A 22,359-nucleotide genomic window follows, 5' to 3' on the forward strand; every position below is an offset into this window, starting at 1 on the left:
GTTCCCGCATCTGAGTTGATCACAGCACTGTGATTTTGATTCAAATTATAAGCAAGAGAAAATGGTCATGTCAACAAAAATTACACGTAATTTTAATTAATTCTTTTTTTGATCGTGTTTCGTGGTTTTGATGTTAATTATATTGACATTGTATTTGGATTCCCTTAATCTGAATCTAATATGAATCCACACAATGGCGTGTGGATTCCGGAGGCAACGGTGCCCTTTTCCGAATGATGGAGAAGGGATTTTTCTGTTTATTTTCAGGTGAAAGAGATAGGGGGCAGCCCATGAGCAGAAGCAAACTGGTGATTATCGGGAATGGCATGGCAGGAATGAAGTGTGTTGAAGAGATCATCGCACTGGAGCCTGATACGTATGAGATTGTAATCTACGGCAATGAACCCCGTCCCAATTACAATCGGATCATGTTATCAAAAGTATTGCAGGGGGAGCATTCGCTACAGGATATCATAATCAATGACTGGGGCTGGTATGCCGAGCATCAAATCCGGCTATGCACAGGTGAGACGGTACACCGAATTGATACCCGAGGGAAATATATAGAGACTGAATCCGGCCTAAGAGAAACATATGATGTCTTGATTCTGGCGACAGGGTCTTCACCGTTTATTCCACCGATTCCAGGAGTGGATAAAGAACGGGTCATGTCCTTCCGAACCATTGATGATTGTATGCGTATGTCCGACTATTCCAGAGAATTTCGCAAGGCCGCCGTTATTGGGGGTGGATTGCTTGGACTGGAGGCTGCACGTGGGTTGCTGCATCTGGGGATGGAAGCTGTGGTGATTCATAATGCACCTTACATTATGAACCGACAGTTGGATCAAAAAGCAGCTGCGATGCTTCAGGGGCAGCTTGAAGACCAGGGTATGTCCTTTCTTTTGTCCAAAAACACGCAGAAAATTACCGGACGATCACAGGCGCAGGGGTTGCTGTTCACAGATGGTTCCAAGCTTGAAGCTCAGGTTATCATTGTCGCTGTAGGCATTCGGCCAAATGTGGATCTCGCCAGACGAAGTGGAATTGCTACAAATCGGGCAATTGTGGTAGATGACTATATGCGCACCAATGTACCGGATATATATGCAGTTGGGGAATGTGCCGAACATCGGGGAATCAGTTATGGTCTGGTGGCCCCCTTATACGAACAGGGGAAGGTGCTTGCACGTACGCTCTGTGGACGGGAAACGCATGAATACAAAGGATCGATTCCCTACTCACAGTTGAAGGTATCGGGAGTTGATGTTTTCTCAGCCGGCGAGATTAGTGGTGAAGGTGTACAGACCGCAATTCAACATCTGGATGGCATTCAAGGCACATACAAAAAGGTACTGATGCAGGCTGGAAAAGTGCGAGGAGCCATCTTATTTGGAGATACAACCGAAGGAACGTCGTTGCTTGGACTTGTGCAACGAGGTGCGGATGTAGCGGAATTGGCTCCGCGTGAAGGGGCCCCAGACCCGGCTGAGATGGCTGCTGCGGCATTACCAGTTCAGGAGACCGTATGTGCCTGTAACAATGTGACCAAGGCTGCCATTATGAAGGCGATTCAGGAACAGGGCCTCGAGACGGCAGATCAGGTGAAGGAACAGACGAAGGCTTCTGGTTCATGTGGTGGCTGTCGCCCGATGGTGGCTGCACTGTTGAAACATACGCATAACCTGAAAAATAACGGGGGTACTGGGGTGGAAGCCACACCAGATAAACCTGCTCCAATGTCTGTATGCAGTTGTACGGCGCTTGGGCATGCAGAACTGAAGGAAATGCTGGCTGACATCGTTGTTCCGAATACAGATCTACCTTTGATCTTGCAGAAGTTGGGTTGGGGTTCGAAGCTTGGCTGTGCTGTATGTCGTCCAGTGATCCACTATTACTTGCAAGTATCCGGTGGAACGATAGTTGCACGAGAGATCGAAGGGCACTCAGAGGTCCAGGTACGCTGGGATAATCATATCCCGTCGTCATCCTATGCCAGAGATGTCAGTAGGTTGGCTGCGCAGCTTCGTGCCAGTTGGATCGGTGCAGTGATGCCGTCATCCGTGAATATTGGGGTTGCACCAGGGCCGGGGTCATTAGTGAGCGTACTGGTTCAGGATATTGGTTTGCTGGCTTCACCAGCTGGATGGGAGATCTATGCAGGTGGTCATGCAGAGCATCCGGTGAAGGAAGGTGAGTTGCTTGGGGTGGCTGAGACAGAGATGCAAGCGGCTACGCTTGCATCAGCCTGCCTTCAATGGTATCGCCAAACCGCTTGGTATGATGAGCCTTTATGGGCATGGACCGAGCGAATGGGATTCATGACGATCCGGGAAACGCTGCTGGATGACCAACTACAGAAGGAACTTGTTGCGATTCATCATTATGAGCGGGATGTGGCTTCAGCATCCCCGATGAAGCAATTTCTTGAATCTCCCGCGGTGCAGGGCACCGTCTGAAACGGATCAGTATTACAGCTGAAAGGCAGGGATGGGAAAATGGAATTATCGATAACTTCGGAAATGGCGGTATCCAAGCTGTATGTAAAAGAAACACAGTGTCCATATTGCAGTGTGCAATGCAAGATGACAGTTGAAGAGCTGGCCGCACCTGTTGCAGGTCAGAGCCGAGCGGAATATACGGTCCAAGGCGTTCCGAATGAAGCTTCTCAGGGCAGACTGTGTGTGAAGGGTATGAATGCTCATCAGCATGCGCTCAGTGGTCAACGATTAATGCACCCGCTGATTCGTCGTAATGGTGAGCTTGAACCCTGTTCCTGGGAAGAGGCCATTCAGACCATCGCACAGCGGTTTCAGAACTTGAAAGATTCATACGGAGCAGATACGGTTGGAGTATACGGAGGCGGATCTTTAACAAATGAGTCAGCCTATCTGCTCGGCAAGTTCGCCAGGGTTGCTTTGGGGACGAAATATATCGACTATAATGGACGATTCTGTATGTCAGCTGCCGCTTCGGCCGGAAGTAAAGTATTTGGGATGGACCGAGGACTGACGTTCCGCCTGTCCGATATACCGAAAGCGGGCTGTATTATACTTGCCGGAACCAATATCGCAGAATGCCAACCTACACTCTTGCCATACTTTAATCAGGCGAAGGAGAATGGGGCCTTTCTCATCGTTATTGATCCCCGCAAGACGGCAACCGCTGCCATTGCCGACCTTCATTTGCAGGTGAAGCCTGGCATGGATGCACTGCTGGCAGATAGTATGTTGAAGGTGATTATGGATGCCGGATTGGTGGACCCTCATTTTATAGGAGAACGAACGCATGGATACGAGCAATTGATACAAGGGTTGGCTGATCTGCAACTCGAACAGTCGGCACTAGCATGTGGAGTCGATCTGGCCCTGATTCGTCAGGCTGCACTGGCCTATGGTGAGGCAGAGACAGGCATGATCATGACAGCACGTGGTGTGGAGCAACAGACGGATGGGCATATGGCCGTCAGGCATTTTCTCAACCTGGTGTTAGCGACTGGCAAAATTGGCCGAGAAGGCTGTGGATATGGTGCGATCACAGGTCAGGGGAACGGGCAGGGCGGACGGGAGCATGGGCAGAAGGCTGACCAGCTGCCGGGCTATCGATCGATTGAAAATGAAGCTGATCGTGCCTATGTGGCATCGATCTGGGGCGTGGACCCTGCAAGTTTACCGGGTAAAGGAGTCTCGGCCTACGAGATGATGGAGAAAGTTCATGACCAGGAGATTCGGGCTTTGCTTGTGATGGGCTCCAATCCGGTTGTATCCAATCCTAATGTGCGTTTGGTGGAGGAAGGTTTGCGTAAGCTGGATTTTCTAATCGTGGCAGATATGTTTCTGTCCGAGACTGCACGAATGGCGGATCTGGTTCTTCCCGTTACCTCTTATATGGAGAATGAAGGTACACTGACCAATCTGGAGGGGCGTGTTCTGCTCCGGGAACAGGGGAGGCCTGCGCCAGGCGAAACGCTCGATGATTGGGAGATATTATGCCGGATTGCCGCGCAATTGGGTAAAGTTTCTTACTTTGAATATGACACTGCTGAGGATATCTTTAATGAGCTTCGGTTGGCGAGCCGTGGTGGAGTGGCTGATTACTATGGCATTACCTATGAGCGTTTGCGTAACGAGAAAGGGGTATACTGGCCGTGTTCTTCCCTTGAAGAGCAAGGAGAAGGCCTGTTATTCGGTGATCGATTCGCACATCCCGATGGCAAAGCGGCATTCACATGTGAGTCAAGCCTGGGGTGGAATGATATATCACCGGAATTCCCCTTAATTCTTACCAACGGACGTGTGCTCCCTCATTATCTTACAGGGGTGCAGACGCATCGCAGTCCGGCACTTGCAGCTCGTGAATTGGAGAACTTCGTTGAGCTTCATCCGGTTACCGCTGCCCGTCATCGTATTCACGATGGAGAGTGGGTAGAGATACAATCGGAGTACGGAAGTTTCACGGTTCGTTCGCGCATCAAGGATTCCATTCGGGAGGATACCTTGTTTGTGCCGATGCATTGGGGTGGTGTTCAAAATGTGAATCGGGCAACCCGACCGGAACTGGACCCGTTCTGCCGTATGCCCGGATTCAAGACGGCGGCAGTAACCATTCGACCATTGCGATTAGCCAAATAATCCATACAGGTTTCCAGGCATCATAAGCTGCTCTAATGCTAACTTCGAGAACGGATATGTAAATGACTGGAACTTAAAAGCAGAATAAAGCGTTAAGAATATATACTGACTAAATAAGAGGTGGTCAAACCTTTGAAAAAGAAAACATTGGTTTCACTACTCACCCTACCACTGGTAGCTGCATCTGTATGTGGCTACATGTACTTGAACAAGCCGTCTATAGTTAGTGCTCAAAGCGATGTTGAAGCAGCAGCACTTAAGGCGACCCAGGGTAAGGTGGATTATATTAAGGAATCGTTTGAAGACGGATCATATATCGTTCGCTATCGGGACCGTGTGAATTTGACAGAAGTCACTGAGGAATACCGTGATAACCAGCTTCATTACAAAATGATTATTGAAGATGGTGGTAAGAAAATCACTTCGTATGGTCGAGATTTTGAGACGGGAAAATTGGTTGGGAACACTTGGACCATGCCGGACAACATAGCTGCTGAAAATGAGAAGTTGCTACAGAACTCGCTGTTGGAAAATGCTAAAGAAGAATTACAAGGTCAGGATTGGACCGTACTGGAAACTGCGGGAACACACTCCCGTTCTGCTACAGAGCGTAACGAGCAAAAGGCTGTTTCTGAAGACGCACTCCACAAGGAAGTGGTGACCATTGATGTAAATACGGGTTTACCGACGCAACGTGTGATTTATCAGAAAGACAAAAACGGTGAAATTGTAACCAGACCAACCAAGACCGAAGAGTACAAGCATTTGGATTCTATCCCGATGAAGATCCAGAGCTTTGCTCCGGAAGAATCGATTGAGATTAGAGAAATACCGGCGCCGGTCATTGAAGATAAGGTGCTTGGAGGGTCCTAAGATTTTCTATTTCATCAGCAATTACAATTACAAGAAAGCCAGCCCTCATATTTGTTGAGAGCTGGCTTTTTCCTTGAATTTAGCCCTCGATCTGGAGTGTATGGCGAAGGCGCTTGATATCACTTTTAGGAGGAAGGCCATACATGCGGGCGTACTCCCGACTGAACTGGGAAGGACTCTCGTACCCAACCTGGAATGCCGCATCGGCCGCATCGGTTGAACCTGCAAGTAACATTCGCCGGGCCTCCTGCAATCGAATCTGTTTTTGATATTGCAGTGGGCTCATGGCGGTAACGGCTTTGAAATGATAATGCAATGAGGACGTACTCATGTTAATCATGGAAGCCAATTGCTCGATTCGCAGTGGATGGGCGTATTCGGAGTGAATGACTTCAATGACTTGGGCGATATGCTGTGCATGACTGTTTTGGACTGCAAACTGCCTGATGGAATGTCCGTGTTCATCCTGAATCAGGCGATATAGAATCTCACGAGTCATAAGAGGTGCAAGTGCAGGTATATCTTCAGGTGTATCCAGCAATCTGACCAATCGGATTACGGCTTCCAGAAGCGGAGGTTTGTTTGAGCTTACAAACAACCCACGACGTGTTGAGTTGTTGGATTTGGTGTGTGCGGAAGGAGAATCTTGAACAAGATCAAAAACCTGCCCCGAATCAAAATCAAGTCGTAAGCAGAGATAAGGGTGTTCTGTCGTTGCCTGTACCACTTGTCCTGAAATAGGCAAGTTTATGGAAGCGACCAGATACTGTGAAGAGTCATAGGTATAGCTCTCTTGTCCGAGAATAACCAGTTTGGAACCTTGGGCCACAATGCACAAGGCGGGTTCGTGCACGGTATGAATGGGCTCTGAAACCTGGGAAGCACGGATCAAAGCAAGCGAAGGAATTGCTGTTAGATGAATCCCGTCATCGTGGGCGAAACGACTGATTAAGCGGGCCAATTCCTGTTGCTGCTCAATAATAGCTGTACCCTGTTCCGTTTTGGATAGCATGGATTGCAGGCCCCCTTTCCTGATACTCATAACCATTTTAAAATGCGTTGGACGAATAGGCAAGAATACTGTGGGATTCTTCTATCGTACAGAGACTGATCGACTACATAATGAAATTAAGCAATTGAATCTGTTGGCAACAGAAAGGAGTGACGTGGAAATATGGCAGGTAATAGATCAGAAGACAGACCAGAATTGGAGCACCCGTATGTAGGAATGTGGGTGACGAAGGACGGGTACATCCGACATGAACTGCTTCCTTCCGGTCGTTATGACGAATCACGGGGAGATAGGCAAAGTGCGTACCAAGGTCGATATGTAGTCGAAGGAGATCATATTGAATATGTGGATGATACTGGCTTTACTGCGGATGGAGACTTTAAGGAAGGCGTGCTTTATCATGCAGGCATGGTTCTGTACAGAGAAGATGCACAATCAAATACCTAATAGGGAGAGAAGTCGATATGTTTAATGTAAAAGGGAAAGTCGTTGTAATCACGGGTGCAAGCAGCGGAATTGGGGAGGCAACAGCGCGTCTGTTAGCAGAGCAGGGAGCACATGTTGTTATTGGTGCAAGACGAGTGGATCGCCTAGAGGTGCTGGCTTCCGCCATTCGCTCGGAAGGTGGTTCAGTAGAATATCATGCCCTTGATGTTACACAGCTGGAAGACATGCAAACGATCGTAGAGCTTGCGCTCAGTCGTTATGGACGTTTGGATGTGATAGTTAATAATGCCGGGGTCATGCCACTATCAACCCTTGAAGCACTAAAAGTGGACGAGTGGAATCGTATGATTGATGTTAATATTCGGGGTGTTCTACACGGTATTGCAGCTGGGCTGCCCGTTATGAAAGAACAGGGTTTCGGGCAGTTTGTTAATATCGCTTCCATTGGAGCTTATGCCGTGACACCAACAGCCGCAGTATATTGTGCAACCAAGTACGCTGTCCGGGCGATCTCGGAGGGTCTGCGACAGGAGGTAGGCTCAGATATCCGCGTGACCCTTGTATCGCCAGGTGTGACTGAATCCGAACTTGCCGAATCCATCTCTGATCATGGAGCACGGGAGTTTATGAAAGATTATCGGAGCATATCCATTCCAGCTACGGCTATCGCTCAAAGCATACTATATGCGATCAACCAGCCGGCTGAGGTGGATGTGAATGAAATTGTGGTAAGACCCACTGCAAGCTTAGTTTAAACCTCGCTGTAAGATTCCGAAGACGCCCCTACCATATATACGGTTGGGGCGTCTTTTTGTACCTTATAAACAACTTGGTTCATATTTCAGGGTGACCAACCACTAATGCTATCAACAGTAAGATAGAAGAATTTAACATGGGGGCAATCCAGAAAGAGTGTATTAGCTGATTTTGCGTATATCTACGCAAGTAGTTCATAGTTCCGTGGTTCCACGTAAACATGAGGATTGGCTCATGAATATGGATTGAATTTTAGTTATGATGTTCATTAGGGGTACATATGTACGTGTTTTTAATTTTATTTTGGGATAGATCGTCATTGCGAGTTTAGGTTATTACGCATCGTGGTATAGATATCGGGGCTTATGGAAGCTTCTTCAAATAGGGCAGGACAGAGGGGGCATGACAGTGAACATATGGATAACGGTAAAAAGTCTGGGTAAGCGCAAGCCGGTACTTGCCAAGCAAGCTGCTGAACTTCCGGAAACAACTCATACGCTAAGGCAGCTCATTGAAAATATGGTGGCTCTGCAAGTAAAAGCTCTTCAGGACAAGAAGCAACAGGCGGAATTGCTCGCCTACCTGATGCCGGATGATATTGAAGCGCAGGGAGCGGCGGGGAAAGTCGGGTTTGGCGCAGTATACAATGAGGGTGTTCCTGATCTGAATGGCGCGATGGAGACAGCTATAACTGCCTATGAGGATGGATTGTACAAAGTGTTTCTCAACGATGAAGAATTGCAGGAACTGGACAAGTCAATTTTGATACAAGACGGCGACAACGTGGTGTTTATCCGATTTACAATGCTTGCCGGACGTCTGTGGTAGAGAGTGATGAAGGAGGAGAACAGGATGAATCAGGAAGATCAAGTGCAGGTGTATATGGATGAATTGCAGGAAAGAGCCAAGTCGTTAACAGGGGTACAGCTTGAGTTGGCAGGTTATGTTGTGGAGATCGCCGGGTCTACGTATTTGCGTGGAGACGAAAAGATGTTTTTGAATACAGAAAAGTTGCTTGAAAGGCTGGCTGCAGAGACACAGAAGCCATTATTCCAGCCACTATTGGATGTGCTCCAGCATCTGGCGAGTGAGTCATTGGTTGCACGATTCCGTTATATTGCAGAGCGTGCGACCCGTTTCCCATACAGTAACAACTATGAACGCAGGCCCTTCCGCACATCCGATCCGGGGCAGCATGTAGCACAGGTCATCCGTAAACTGATGGGGTTGTTCCGGATGGAAATGAATAATTTTTCTCTGGAAGAATATGTGTCACTTCGTGAGTACAAGCTGGATTATCTGCATGAGATCCGTTGGGTCCTGGCGGATTGTATCGCGTATGAACTGGATCATCAGGGCGGAGGTATGAAGCAGGCGCTGCACGATATTATATATGGTGACAATCAGAATGCACTGTTAACCCATGAAATGATAAAGGGCATATTCATGAGCGATCAGGTGGAAGCCTATCAGATGGTAGGTGAGCTGCTGGTTGCAGCACGGTTGCAGGAAGGTCTGCGCCAAAGCATTGTGGAGCGGATGGATGAAGGAACACTGGAAGCCTATATTTACATATTAAAAATCATTATCGACAACAACCTGATTCGTTTCAGTTCTGTGGTAAGAGCGCTCGCTGTCTGGACGGGGATCGGCATAGAAGCAGCCAATCAGCGAGTTGCTGCACAGCTCATTGAACAGGCTCATGAGGCGCTGGTGCAACCAGAGGTACGAGAAGCCTGGCAGCAGGAAGCGAACGCGAACAAACTCTTTATCAGCCTGTGGGCGACAGCAGTCATCGAAGAGAATGATTTGAAGAGCAAGATCATCGAGATTATGGATCAAGGCCAATTATATCAGAAGATCGTGGCCCAATATGTACTGGCTAACAGCCAGAACCGAGAGCTTCGATTGGACATTGCACGTCGGTATCTGGAAGCGCAGGATACCGAGTTAATGCACTGGATTGTGACCAACTATGACGCCATGTATATGTATAACTGGAGTTTCGAGAATGGTGAGAATCAGCGTAGCGTTTACGTGTGGCCATTGCAGGCTCTTGAAGATAAGGCCTTGCGGCGTCAGGACTTTGACCGATTCAAACAGATGTTGGGTGTCATTCCAAAAGGCGGGTCAGGCGGGCCATCGGGTGTACTTGAGTATGTTCACTACCGGATTGATATGGATGATGTAGTCAAAAAAATGTTATATCTGGCCGCTTATGATATGGACCCGGAATGGATCGGCGAAGTCATTGCAATCAAGGACCGCCTAAGCCCGGAACTGCGTGGAGAACTGTTATCCCAGTTTGTTCAGCATCCTGAGAATGAGGTGCAAAGACAGTTTGTGTTTGAGAGTCTGTCTGATAAAAGTATGAGTAACCGGGAGAGTGCACTCGCCAAGGCGAAGTTGCTCACGTTGACAGTTGAAGAGATGGAACAGATGGAGGCACTGATGAAGCTCAAGACAGGCTCACTTCGTCAGAAGGTCATCCATGTATTATTACTGCAACCTATAGACCAATTGACGGTCTCACTGAAGCGACTTTTGCAGGCTAAGAGTGAGTTGCAGCGTCTGGGCGCACTCGAATTGTTGACCGAGATTGCGGCAGATCCGGAGCGGGCAGATCAGCAGGAGGCATTACAGCCATTGGCGCAGCTTATTGAGACACCAACTGCCAAGGAACAGAAACTGCTGGATAAGCTGACCGATCAGGGGAGTCGTTACACAGCCTCCAATGGATTTGGTTTATTTGATCCGAAGCGACGTGAGCCATTGCTGGATGAGATGCGTGATCTCAAGGACGTTACTCCGAAGGACATCTTCACGCTCTCTCTGGATAAGACCAGACCTTTTCTGGAGGGTCTCAATGAATTGGTGCATGAACACAGGGATTATGAGTATGAAGTGGAGTACTACGCTGGCTATAAAGAAACATTGTTAGTTGGAGCGAGTCTTCGCTCCAAGGTTCCGTATGGAGAGCGCAATGAAATGAAGCATATGCAGCAGTTTCCGCTTCATGAGGTATGGGAGAACTATATTCAACATGGCGAGTTTAGCAGTATGGAGTTAATGCAGTTGTATATGGTTATACAGCTCCGGGATTTCAATGGCAAATTGAGCGACCATTACAGTTACTTCCATGATCAGTATGGCTATGAAGAACTGCAAAAGATTCCGTTACTGGAAGGCTGGCGCAAGACGTTTGCTGAACAAATCTATCCGCTGGAGGATATCGAAAAACTGCAGCAGATGCTGAATTCGTTACCGTATAAGGATCAGGTAGTGGCGCTTATATCGGCAGCATTTCTGGATAGCGATCCGATCGACACGTTTGAGATAGCCGAGAAGACTTGGGCCTCTATTATTGCGAGTATGCCTGCTGATCGACTCGAAAAGGAGTCAGGCATGCTTCATATTCTGACTGCACCCTGGAATTATGTGGTTCGTGGCAAAATCCATGACGATAACAGCTTCAAACGTTTCTTCCAGACGGCTTACCAGTTCACCAGTCTTGTAGAGCGTAGTGAGCCGCTGTCTTTACTGTCACTTGAAGATTTCCTCCGTGCGTACCAGTTGAACCTGATTGACGAACAGGAGATATATCGACAGGTTCTGGTCGGTGGGAATCGTCTGATGTTTATTCGGAACTTAACATCCACTCGTACGGAAGAGATCGCAAGTGACCCGAAGCTGATTCACTTACGGGATACGGTCGTTAATCGGATTCTGGAAATCGAGCTGACCCGGGGAGAACTCTCTACAGAAGTAAGTACACTTGCCATGAAACTGGAACGAATTGAAGGCATGGAACACTGGGTACATCTAGTCTCTGCGATGGATCAGGATACCTTTGTCCGTGGATATATCTACAGTTATGGGGACAACACAACACGCAAAGAGACGTTCAGCTATCTGATTCAGAATTGTCATCCACGGGATGGAGAAGATGAGAAACAACTCGGAGAGTTGCTCCAGAAATACCCAATTAAAGAGAAAAAATTGCTGGAAGCAGCCATGTACGCGCCACAGTGGATGGAGATTGTTGCAAAACATCTGGGATGGGAAGGTCTTCGCAGTGCGGCATGGTACTTCCATGCTCATATCAATGAACGCTTTACTGCGGAGAAAGAAACCATCGTGGCCCACTATTCTCCAATCTCACCACAGGACTTTAATGAAGGTGCGTTTGATATCGCTTGGTTTGAAGAAGCTTATGCTGCTGTCGGGGAGGAACGGTTCAATCTCTTATACGATTGTGCCAAGTATATTTCCGGGGGAGCCAACCATCGCAGATCTCAATTGTTTGCGGATGCTGCACTGGGCAAGCTTCGGCTGGAGGATATGCGTGATTCCGTGTCAGACAAGCGAAACAAAGATCATTTATTAACTTACAGTCTGATTCCATTCGCCGTAAATCGTGAACAGGATCTGCGTGAGCGTTACGACTTCATTCAGAAATTCCTGACACAGAGCAAGCAATTCGGCGCACAACGCCGCGCAAGTGAAGGTGTAGCATCACAGATTGCACTGGGTAACCTTGCTCGTAATGCTGGCTATGCCGATGTTACGCGGCTGATGTGGGACATGGAAGCACGTAAGCTCGATGAAATGAGATCTTTCTTTGAGCCATATGCATTGGATGCTGACACGACAGCACAATTGGTCATTGATGAGGAAGGCCAGCCCGAGATGGTTATCGTTAGCAAAGGCAAGACACTCAAATCTGTACCTGCCCGGTTCAAAAAAGATGGATATATCGCTGAACTGAAAGAGCTCAAAACGGATCTGGTGGATCAGTATCGCCGGGCAAGACAGGAGCTGGAGCGTTCGATGACGGCTGGAACATCCTTTACACGTCAGGAAATTGCCAGTCTGATGCAAAATCCGGTTATACATCCGTTGGTAAGAACGCTTGTATTCCAGTCAGGTGACAAGATGGGAAGATTCGATGGTTCGTCCAGTGGTCTGGTTGCTCCAGGACCAGAGGGTACGATCCATGCCCTAGCGGAACAGGATCAACTGTTGATTGCTCATCCGCTTCATCTGTATCAGAGCGGAAGCTGGAGTGAATTCCAACGGGATCTGTTCACCCGTCAGGAGCGTCAGCCGTTCAAGCAGGTATTCCGTGAATTATATCTTCCTAACGAGGACGAATTGGCTAATGGTACGGTGTCCCGTCGATATGCCGGGTATCAGATTCAACCGAAAAAAACAGTTGCTCTGCTCAAAGGACGCCAATGGACAGTCAGTTATGAAGAAGGTCTGCAGAAGGTAAGCTACGAGCATAATCTGATTGCAAATCTCTATGCCATGGCCGATTGGTTCTCACCGGCAGATACCGAAGCACCAACACTGGAGACGGTGCAGTTCTACGATCGCAAGAGCTACAAACCTGTACCGTTGCAAGATGTGCCGCTGACGTTCTTCTCGGAAGTTATGCGTGATATCGATCTGGTGGTCAGTGTTGCACATGTGGGAGGTGTAGATCCGGAAGCCAGCCTGACCACCATCGAGATGCGCCATGTCATTGTGAACGAGTCGTTGCGTCTGCTGAAGATCGACAATGTACGTCTGGATGGGAATTACGCACGGATTGATGGTAAATTGGGTGAGTATGCTGTTCATCTGGGTAGCGGCAATGTATTCAAACAAGCTACAGGTGCCCTTCATATCGTACCAGTGCACAGTCAGCATCGGGGTCGAATCTTCCTGCCATTCCTTGATGAAGATCCGAGAACGGCCGAGATTCTGTCCAAGGTGATGTTGCTTGCCGAAGATAAGAAGATCAAGGACCCGCAGATTCTTGCACAGTTACAGAATTAGAAGTTAGCGAATTAGAAGTGAACCGCCCTGTGGGGCGGTTTTTTTTATTTGTTACCCCGATTTTCAATGTATCTCCGAATCTCGTGAACAAGCGGGAGAGACTTCAACATAAAGCGGCTGAGGAACCTGATAAAAGGGACTTCAGTTGCTTTTATATTTTTGGATAAATCAATGGGCCGGATTGGTTCCGGTTACAAATAGACCTGGGACCCAGAGTATCTCAACATATCCCTTAATATGTTAATTAATTGTATTAATTGGTTGGTGAGGAGTGGGTCGAACCGACTGTTTTTAAAAGTAGAGAATTGGTTCGGAAATAGTTACGGAACTGTAAATAATTCGCTTTCTTGTTATGTTATCTGAATTTAAAGTGAGATGATTCCAAAGGACTAGGCTCGCTATAATCTGTTATTTACCAAATTTAAGGGGGTGTAATTCATGATCATGTCGGCTATCGTTAGGAAGCGAAATCTGCTGTCTTGCTTGCAGGCTGCAGTTTCCGAAGCCATGTGCAGGACGACCTGAATGCTTGAAAGACTGGGATCAAGCCAGTTTGCATTCCCTTGTATACATGTATTCAATATGTGCACAAGAAAAATGATCAAGAGAGAGGGAGAACTTACAACATGAACAGAAGACTCAATCTAATTTTCCTCAAACGATGGTTTATGCTATTAATCATCGTGGCGGTTGCGGCTATGCCGCTGCATGCCTTCGCCGCGGAGGCGGAATTCGGGGCTGATCGGCCTTGGATGAACAAATCCTTATCTGCGGAGGAGCGCACCGAGCTGTTACTCAAGGAGATGACGCTGGAGGAGAAAGTTGGATTCGTAACTGGTAAAGTAAATAACTATTATGGTTTCTATAATGATGGATTGGAGCGCCTCGGCATTCCGGCATTACAGATGGCAGATGGACCTGCAGGGGTACGTGTGGCCAACCCGGATGTGCAGGACAAAAAGTCTACGGCACTGCCTGCACCAATTGCGCTAGCTGCTTCCTGGGACACTAATCTTGCCAAGAAATATGGTGATCTGATCGGTCAGGAAGCACATGATACAACACATAATGTAGTTCTCGGCCCTGGGCTGGATATTGCACGTACACCATGGGGTTCCCGGAACTTTGAATCGCTCGGTGAAGATCCATTGCTGGCTTCCGGTATGGGTGCAGCGTATGTAAACGGGATTCAAAGCAATCCGGTTATCGCTACAGCGAAACACTACATCCTGAACAACCAGGAGACGGAGCGTTTCACCACCAATGCAACAGCCAGCGAACGTGCCATTCAGGAAGTCTATGCACGTCCGTTCCAAGCGATGGTTCAAAAAGCGGATCTCGGTTCCGCAATGTGTTCATTTAACCAGGTGAACGGTACATACGCTTGTGAGAACAAGGAGATGCTGACCGATGTCCTTAAGGATCAGTTTGGCTTCGAAGGGTTCGTCATGAGTGATTACGGTGCAAACTTCAGCACTGCCAAATCCGCCAATGCGGGTCTGGATCTGGAGACACCTGGGGAGCCGTATGGCAAATGGGGAGACAAATTGCTGGAAGCCGTGAACAAAGGCGAAGTCAGCGAGCAAACGATTGATGAGAAGGTTAGACGCATTTTGCTTCAGATGTTCGATAAAGGGCTGTTCGATAATCCTGTAACGAATACACAAATCAATGCCAAGAAAGACGGCAAACAAGCGCGTGAAATTGCAGAAGAGAGCATGGTTCTTTTGCAAAACAACGATAATGTACTGCCACTTTCCAAGAAAAACGTGAAATCCATCGCGGTCATCGGACCGGATGCAGATAACGCATCAGCTGCTGGTGGTGGTAGCAGTCTGGTTAACCCGACGTATACCGTAAGTCCACTGCAAGGTATCCGTAACCGTGCCGGTAACGGTGTGGATGTAAAATATGCGGCCGGAACTGATCCAATCTCCGCAGGAGATGCATTTAATGGACCGTCTGCCGTACCTTCCACTCTTTTATCGCCAGCAGATGCTCAAAAAAGTGAAAGAGACTATGGTACAGATCGTGCGGAATACGGTCTGCGTGCTGAATACTGGACGAATAAAGATATGGAGGGTAACCCTTCTCTGGTCCGTACAGACAATCAGGTCAACATGAATCTTGGATTCTACAACTATGAAGGTTTTAACGCACAATCTTCCAAGCTTCCCGTGACACCAACGAAATTCAATGCCAAAATGTCCGCTCGTTGGATAGGGGCAATCACAGCCCCTCAAACGGGTGAATATAAACTGTCCCTGACCAGTCTCGGTTCTGCGAAACTGTATGTGGATGATGAGTTACTCGTAGACAATCAAGGTGATACATTGAGCACAACGAAGAAAGAAATCACGTTCAAAGAAGGCGAGTCCCACGACATTCGGATTGAGTATCGTACCGATTTCCCGGTACAGTCCAATCATGATATGGGCGCACAGGTTCGTTTTGGCTGGGAAGCTCCAGAAGACGCTGTTGATATTAAAATGCAAAAAGCAGTTGAGCTGGCGAAAAAATCCGATGTTGCCGTCGTAGTAACACGTACGTATGACAGTGAAGGTTATGTAGACCGTTCCGATCTGGAACTGCCGAATAACCAGGAGCAACTGATTCGCAAGGTAGCGGCAGCCAATCCGAAAACGATCGTGGTGCAGATGAGTGGTCGTGCTGTAGAAATGGATTCCTGGCAAAAAGAAGTACCATCCATCGTTCAGGCTTGGTATGCAGGTCAGGAACAAGGTAACGCCGTGGCACGTGTTCTGTTCGGAGATGTGAATCCATCCGGTAAGTTACCAGTGACGTTCCCATCAGATGATTCCCAGACCCCGGTATCCACTGCGGAACAATTCCCGGGTGTGAATGGGGTGGGTAACTACTCCGAAGGTATCTTTGTAGGGTACAAAGGATATGACAAAGAAGGCATGACACCGGCGTTCGCTTTTGGACACGGACTGTCGTATACCGATTTTAATTATCGTAATCTGCATGTGAAGAACACAGGCAAAGGCGACAAAGCAACCGTGGAAGTATCTCTGAACCTGCGCAATACAGGTAAAGTTTCCGGTGCAGAAGTCGTACAGGTCTATGTTGGCAATCTGCCAACCAAAGTGGAGACGCCAGAGAAGCAACTTGCTGGCTGGGCGAAGGTTGATCTGAAGGCAGGCAAGCAGCAACGGGTCAACATTCAACTGGATCGCAGCGCACTGTCCTATTGGGATGAAACATCCCATGAATGGGTAATGCCTAAGGGTAAAGTTCAAGTGTATGTCGGCAATGCATCAGATGATATCCGTCTGACAGGCAGTGTGAATATCGGAAGCAAGTCCGGTAAATAAAAGTGAAGTCAGGGAGATCGCAAAAATGAGTCGTGGCCTAATGGCCGCGGCTTTTTCCATAATGGAAGGAGAGTGAAGTGTGATGAACATGGGCTGGCGAGAGCATCCCAAACGATGGATCATCCTGTTCATCGCTGTTTGTTGTGTCGGTGTAGGGGTCTGGATTATCTTCAACCGAAGTGAAGAACCCGCTCCGCCACCGGTAGTGGACAAGCAGAGAGCGGCCGAAGTCTGGTTAACCACAGGAGATCAGCAAAATCTGCTTACACCACAAAAGCCTATTCCAATTACAGATCAGAATGATGCAGACACAGGCTCTTCAGTCGCTTCAACGCAGGAGTCAGACACTTCTTCGTCGGAGTTCACCATACAGATTAACCCGGACAAGACGTATCAGACCATGGATGGATTTGGCGCAGCGATGACAGGTTCGTCGGTACATCTGATTAATCAGCTTCCAGAGGAAAAGCAAGAACAACTGCTGAAGGAACTGTTTACAATGGAAGGGCTAAACATGGATATGGTGCGTCATACGATTGGTGCCTCCGATTATTCGGTGGGTGAATCAGGTGAGGCTTCAAGCTATACCTATGATGATATCGAGTCCGGCACGGACTACGAGATGGAACACTTTTCGATCGATAAAGATCAGGATGTTGTGAATATGTTGGAGCGTGTAGCTGGATTGAAACCGGATCTTAAAGTATTGGGCACACCGTGGACGGCCCCGGCTTGGATGAAGTACGGGGAAGAGAAGACCACTAACGGCTGGTATCTGGATTATAACAATCCCAAGGTATATGAAGCTTATGCGAGATATTTTGTGAAGTATATCGAAGCTTATCAGGCGAAGGGCATTCCCATCTACGGGATCACGTTGCAAAATGAACCGGAGTTCACCTCGGATAAATATCCGAGTATGAGTATGGGGGCCGAAGAACAAGCCATGTTCATTCGGGATGATCTCGGCCCGGCACTACAGGATGCGGGACTGGATACACGAATCATCGCATATGATCATAACTGGGATCGGGCGGTCGAATATACCGGCAAGGTGCTGGGTGATGAGCAGGCTGCTGCCTATATCGATGGATCTGCTTTTCACTGTTATGCAGGTGATCCATCTGCCATGTCGGAAGTGCATGAGCGCTTCCCGGATAAACATATCTATTTTACCGAATGTAGTGGTGGGGAGTGGAGTCCTGATTTTGGCGAGAATCTGAGCTGGCAGATGTCCAATCTCATCATTGGTGCACCTCGCAACTGGGCGAAGAATGTACTGCTCTGGAACATTGCACTCGATCCGCAAGGGGGTCCCACGAACGGGGGCTGTGAGAACTGCCGTGGGGGTGTGACGATTGACCCGGACAGTGATGAAATCACTAGAAATGTCGAGTATTATGCGTTGGGCCACATCAGCCGTTATGTGCGTCCGGGAGCTGTAAGAGTGGATTCCACGCAAGAACATGGGCAGATTGAGAACGTTGCCTTCCGCAATCCGAATGGAACGATGGTGCTGGTTGCAGCTAATACGGGTGAGGCAGATGTTTCCTTTGATGTAGTCATGGATGGAGATACGTTTCGATATGTGCTGACTTCCCAATCGGCAGTTACCTTACGTTGGACTCCGAAAATGGGGACAGAGTATTAATTCAAGCTTGGGGATTAGAGTGCAGATGGAAGGATGGCATGGTAAAAGGCTTTTGGAGTTTTTTGAATAGGCTGATAAATGATAAGAGGCAGGCGGGGTAACGTAAGCTTGCCCATAGACAAACACCCCGGCAACCTTTTCCCTGAGATGGGAAGGTTGCCGGGGTGTTTATCGTTTCTCTTACCGGTTAGCCTCGGTCAATGGACCGGGCCGGGAGGGGATTTTTTTTTACCGGAGATTAATGTGTCTCTTCATCCAGAAACGGTTTGTTCACCGCATAATACATAAAGCCCATCAGCAGCACACCACCCACCAGATTACCCAGGGTCACGGGCACCAGGTTGTGAAGCACACCTTCAAATGAGATCGTCCCCGGGTGATTCAGCACAAGCGCGATCGCGAACGTACACATATTGGCGATGCTGTGCTCATATCCCGAGATGAAGAAGCAGAACACAAAGAGCATCATGGCAAACATTTTGGCTCCATTCTCCTTCATGAACATCGGGACAAAGAATGCCATACATACGAGCCAGTTACACAAAATTCCCCGGAAAAAGAGCTGCATGGTTGGGACCTCCATCTTGTGCTCCACCACGCTTAACAGAAACCCATTCACCTGAGACGAGTCGAACAATCCGGTCAGGTATATTAACAAGGCAAACACGGCTGCGCCCATCAGATTACCGCTATAACTTGCAATCCACAGCTTGATCACTTCGAACCAGCGCAGTTTCTTGCGCAGCGCCGCATACGTGTAATAGAACGTATTGCCCGTGAACAGGTCACCCCCACCGTAGGCGATCAGGATGATGGCCGCGCCAAACGTAATGGCTGCCATCGGATAGGTAAACGGGGACTGCTCCATATAAAAGAAGTTACCTGTCTTAAACGCCACGATGACGCCGAATCCGATAAACATACTGGCCAGCATGGAACGTGCAAGGTACCTGATTAAGCTTTGTTTGTAAATCTTGTGTTTCTTCAGAGCAAGTTGTTCCACGTTCCGTAGAGCTTCCGTTTCCATAATTCTCCTCCAGTAGTTAAGTTGAATGATTGCATTAACTTACAAATCTCACCAAGTTCCTTTTATTATAACGATTTTTGAGATAGTAACACGCTTTTTCAGAAAGAATATCTTTAATCAGTTAAAGTTTATTTTGGATGTGAACTTATAATATGGGTTCATATTGTTTGCATTTTTTGAATAGTTATTTGCATATTTTTCTCGTTCCGTAATTCTGAAATTTATATAGAACAATGTATCCCCATGTTAAGTGAAATTTGTATGGGTTACATCGATATAATCTTCTTTTATCTGGTTTTTTTACTAGTTGTTTTGTTCAGAAATTGTTCAGAGTATCTTGATAAAATTTGTGCGGAAAACGAAGTTTTATTGGGAGGAACAAATATGAATCAGGATTGGAAAAAAGTGTTGCTGACTTCACTGGTAGTAGGCATGCTGTGGGGAACTCAATTTGTCAACGCAGCAGAGCAAACCGGAGAAGCAACAGTCTCCGTATCATCGGTTTTTACAGATCAGAACGATATACGATCGTCCTCTCTTCAAGCGGTAAAGGAAGCAGTAGAGAAAGGGTTGATCTCGGGTTATCCAGATGGATCATTTCACCCGGACAAGCCTTTGACTCGGAGAGAAATGGCTGTGTTGTTGGCCAAAGCATCACAATTAGAGACTGATAAGACTTCCAACACTGGGCATAACCATTCAGATTGGGCCACTCCTTATATTGAAGCAATTCGTCAAGAGGGATGGATGACCAGTGATGCAACAGGTAATTTCCGTGCTAACGATCCGATTCGTCGTGAAGAGCTTGCTTCCATTTTGGTAAGAGTTACAGGAACACAAGGAGCAAAGGGAGGCCAACAGCAGACGCTTGCAGATGAATCTACGATAAGTGGTTGGGCTAAAGAACAGGTACATACGGCGTTGAAACTGGGTTTATTGGATTCCAATGAGGGGAAATTCGAATCCAAGGCTTTGGTGGAGCGGCAAGATATAGCAAAAGTTCTCGTTGATGTTTTTCAGACGGGTGAGCGGACAGCCTCTTTGACTGCACTGGACGGAGATATTGCTTATGTGGATGGACGTCCATTTGTGATTAGTCAGGCATTGCAAAGAATTTTGAATGACGAGAACAAAGAAGCATTGCAGAACGCAGTAATTACTTATGATGCACGTACACGTAACCTGTCTGCCTTATCAGAAATCCAGATCACCCAAGCAGGCACGCTACAAAATTACGTGAAATTGAATTTGGTCGGTACCTCCTATCAAGGTGTGGTCACAGTCTCTTCAAATCATGTTGCTCTCAAGGCCGATACCTTGTCCAAGGTTGTATTAAAGCCAGGCGTAAGTGCGATAACGATTGATGGAGATATCGATGCGGTAACCGTAGATACGACTGACAAAGTCACTGTTCTAGGAAGTGGAACGTGGAAGGAAGTTGTGTTAAAAGATGTGAAATCCATTATTCAATTACCGGCAAGTGTAAAAACAAATACAGTTATTCTTCCAAAAGGCGGCGTAACCTCACAGATCATTCGTAGTGCACCGCCACTGACCGCACCATCCAGCAATACCGTGGCAAGCAACTCCAATTCTGGCTCAGGATCAGCGACACCAACTCCTACACCGACTCCGACTCCAGAACCTGAGCCGCCAGTTATTGTACCTCCGTCTCCTCAGAATAAACCGCCTGTTGTTCAGTCTAACATCTCTGACATGATGGTGGTTTTCGGACAAGGCATGCAAGAGGTTGATCTGGGAGCTGTATTTACTGATCCAGATGAGGATGAGCTAAACTATGAAATTACCGAAATCGATCATAACATCGCTACTGCGAATATTCAGGGTTCAAAATTAAATATTGTGGACGTTGCTATAGGGCAAACCACGGTTACGGTGAAAGCTGCAGATGGAAAAGGAGGAAGTGTATCGGCTACATTCATTTATTTGGTAAAACCGACCTTTGTTCCACCACCATTCCCGCCTTTACCGCCTATCATCATCCCACAACCACCAATCAACCATGCTCCTGAAGTGGTAAAAACACTGCCAACTGTTGTGGTTGAATTGGGTACCGTGAGTAAGACAGTTGATTTGGCTGATGTGTTCGCTGATATGGATGGCGACATTCTATCGTATTCAGCGCAATCTTCTGATCCCGCTGTGGTAGAAGTGAGTGTACAAGGAGATATATTGACTTTAGATCTCAAGAACGTTAAAGGTTCTGCCACCGTTAGCGTCAAGGCTACTGATCCCGCTGGTAAAGACGCTGAGACCACATTCACGGTTAAGGTGGAGGACCCGGATGCAGGAAAGAGCCTGTTTATTTCCGAGGTGGTCTGGGGAGAAGGCACTACTCAAGCGATCGAACTGTATAATCCAACGTCCAAACCAATTGAACTCAGTCAGTTTGAAATTAAACGTAGTGATATAGACGATCCGATTACGTTTGCTCCTGGAACTATCATTGCACCTTATAAAACAATGGTCATTGCCGATGACTCCACAGATTTCACGATCAATGAGGACGAAATCTATTATGTGTCTTTTAATTTTGATATTGATCAACCCCAAGACATTACTTTGATACTCTATCAGATTAACGATGGGGAACCTATGGATACAGCCATCTTGAAGCCTGCGCAATCTTTAACAAGGACGTCAGGCAATGTTCGTGGTGATGCAAATTATGAAGGAGCACGATGGATCCAACAAGGAGAGAACTATTACAACGGTCTGGGTAACTACACATCCTCACCTTCGATTCCTTAATTTTGAATATCCCACATGAAGGAGAACAT

12 protein-coding genes are annotated in these 22,359 nt (G+C 47.5%); 10 read left to right on the forward strand and 2 right to left on the reverse strand.

The window, feature by feature from the left end; all coding sequences use genetic code 11:
* The first annotated feature begins 290 nt into the window (after positions 1-290).
* From nirB to MKX40_RS04575, 3 genes are all read left to right on the forward strand, one after another.
* Positions 291-2,459: a nitrite reductase large subunit NirB gene (nirB, locus tag MKX40_RS04565; RefSeq protein ID WP_339239750.1), complete on the forward strand. Its 2,169-nt coding sequence runs from the start codon at positions 291-293 to the stop codon at positions 2,457-2,459.
* Positions 2,460-2,498: 39 nt separating this feature from the next.
* Positions 2,499-4,631 (forward strand): molybdopterin oxidoreductase family protein, encoded by a 2,133-nt coding sequence (locus MKX40_RS04570; RefSeq protein ID WP_339239753.1) that lies wholly within the window; start codon positions 2,499-2,501, stop codon positions 4,629-4,631.
* Positions 4,632-4,763: 132 nt separating this feature from the next.
* On the forward strand, positions 4,764-5,504 hold the full coding sequence (locus tag MKX40_RS04575) for a hypothetical protein (RefSeq protein ID WP_339239756.1): 741 nt from the start codon (positions 4,764-4,766) through the stop codon (positions 5,502-5,504).
* A gap of 79 nt (positions 5,505-5,583) precedes the next feature.
* Here MKX40_RS04575 and MKX40_RS04580 read toward each other — a convergent pair whose 3' ends face one another.
* Positions 5,584-6,516 (reverse strand): AraC family transcriptional regulator, encoded by a 933-nt coding sequence (locus MKX40_RS04580; protein ID WP_339239759.1) that lies wholly within the window; start codon positions 6,514-6,516, stop codon positions 5,584-5,586.
* Positions 6,517-6,678: 162 nt separating this feature from the next.
* On the opposite strand from MKX40_RS04580, the gene MKX40_RS04585 reads away from it, so the two are divergent.
* The 6 genes from MKX40_RS04585 (at position 6,679) to MKX40_RS04610 (ending at position 18,531) form a co-directional block, all read left to right on the forward strand.
* Complete coding sequence (locus tag MKX40_RS04585) at positions 6,679-6,963, forward strand: Atu4866 domain-containing protein (RefSeq protein WP_339239761.1); 285 nt, start codon at positions 6,679-6,681, stop codon at positions 6,961-6,963.
* Between the two features lie 17 nt (positions 6,964-6,980).
* The gene (locus MKX40_RS04590; RefSeq protein WP_339239763.1) at positions 6,981-7,718 is read left to right on the forward strand and encodes an SDR family oxidoreductase; all 738 of its coding nucleotides are present in this window, start codon (positions 6,981-6,983) and stop codon (positions 7,716-7,718) included.
* Positions 7,719-8,121: 403 nt separating this feature from the next.
* The gene (locus tag MKX40_RS04595) at positions 8,122-8,547 is read left to right on the forward strand and encodes a hypothetical protein (RefSeq protein WP_339239766.1); all 426 of its coding nucleotides are present in this window, start codon (positions 8,122-8,124) and stop codon (positions 8,545-8,547) included.
* A gap of 24 nt (positions 8,548-8,571) precedes the next feature.
* On the forward strand, positions 8,572-13,542 hold the full coding sequence (locus MKX40_RS04600; RefSeq protein ID WP_339239768.1) for a DUF4132 domain-containing protein: 4,971 nt from the start codon (positions 8,572-8,574) through the stop codon (positions 13,540-13,542).
* Positions 13,543-14,168: 626 nt separating this feature from the next.
* Positions 14,169-16,880: a glycoside hydrolase family 3 C-terminal domain-containing protein gene (locus MKX40_RS04605; protein WP_339239771.1), complete on the forward strand. Its 2,712-nt coding sequence runs from the start codon at positions 14,169-14,171 to the stop codon at positions 16,878-16,880.
* 82 nt (positions 16,881-16,962) lie between these two features.
* The gene (locus MKX40_RS04610; RefSeq protein ID WP_339239774.1) at positions 16,963-18,531 is read left to right on the forward strand and encodes a glycoside hydrolase family 30 beta sandwich domain-containing protein; all 1,569 of its coding nucleotides are present in this window, start codon (positions 16,963-16,965) and stop codon (positions 18,529-18,531) included.
* 238 nt (positions 18,532-18,769) lie between these two features.
* Here MKX40_RS04610 and MKX40_RS04615 read toward each other — a convergent pair whose 3' ends face one another.
* Positions 18,770-19,558 (reverse strand): formate/nitrite transporter family protein, encoded by a 789-nt coding sequence (locus MKX40_RS04615; RefSeq protein ID WP_017690511.1) that lies wholly within the window; start codon positions 19,556-19,558, stop codon positions 18,770-18,772.
* A 384-nt stretch (positions 19,559-19,942) separates the two neighbouring features.
* Here MKX40_RS04615 and MKX40_RS04620 point away from each other — a divergent pair, with 384 nt between their 5' ends.
* A complete protein-coding gene (locus MKX40_RS04620) occupies positions 19,943-22,330 on the forward strand; it encodes an S-layer homology domain-containing protein (RefSeq protein ID WP_339239777.1) in 2,388 nt (795 codons plus the stop codon).
* The last annotated feature ends 29 nt before the right edge of the window (positions 22,331-22,359 follow it).

Source organism: Paenibacillus sp. FSL R5-0517 (assembly GCF_037974355.1).
GTDB lineage: Bacteria > Bacillota > Bacilli > Paenibacillales > Paenibacillaceae > Paenibacillus.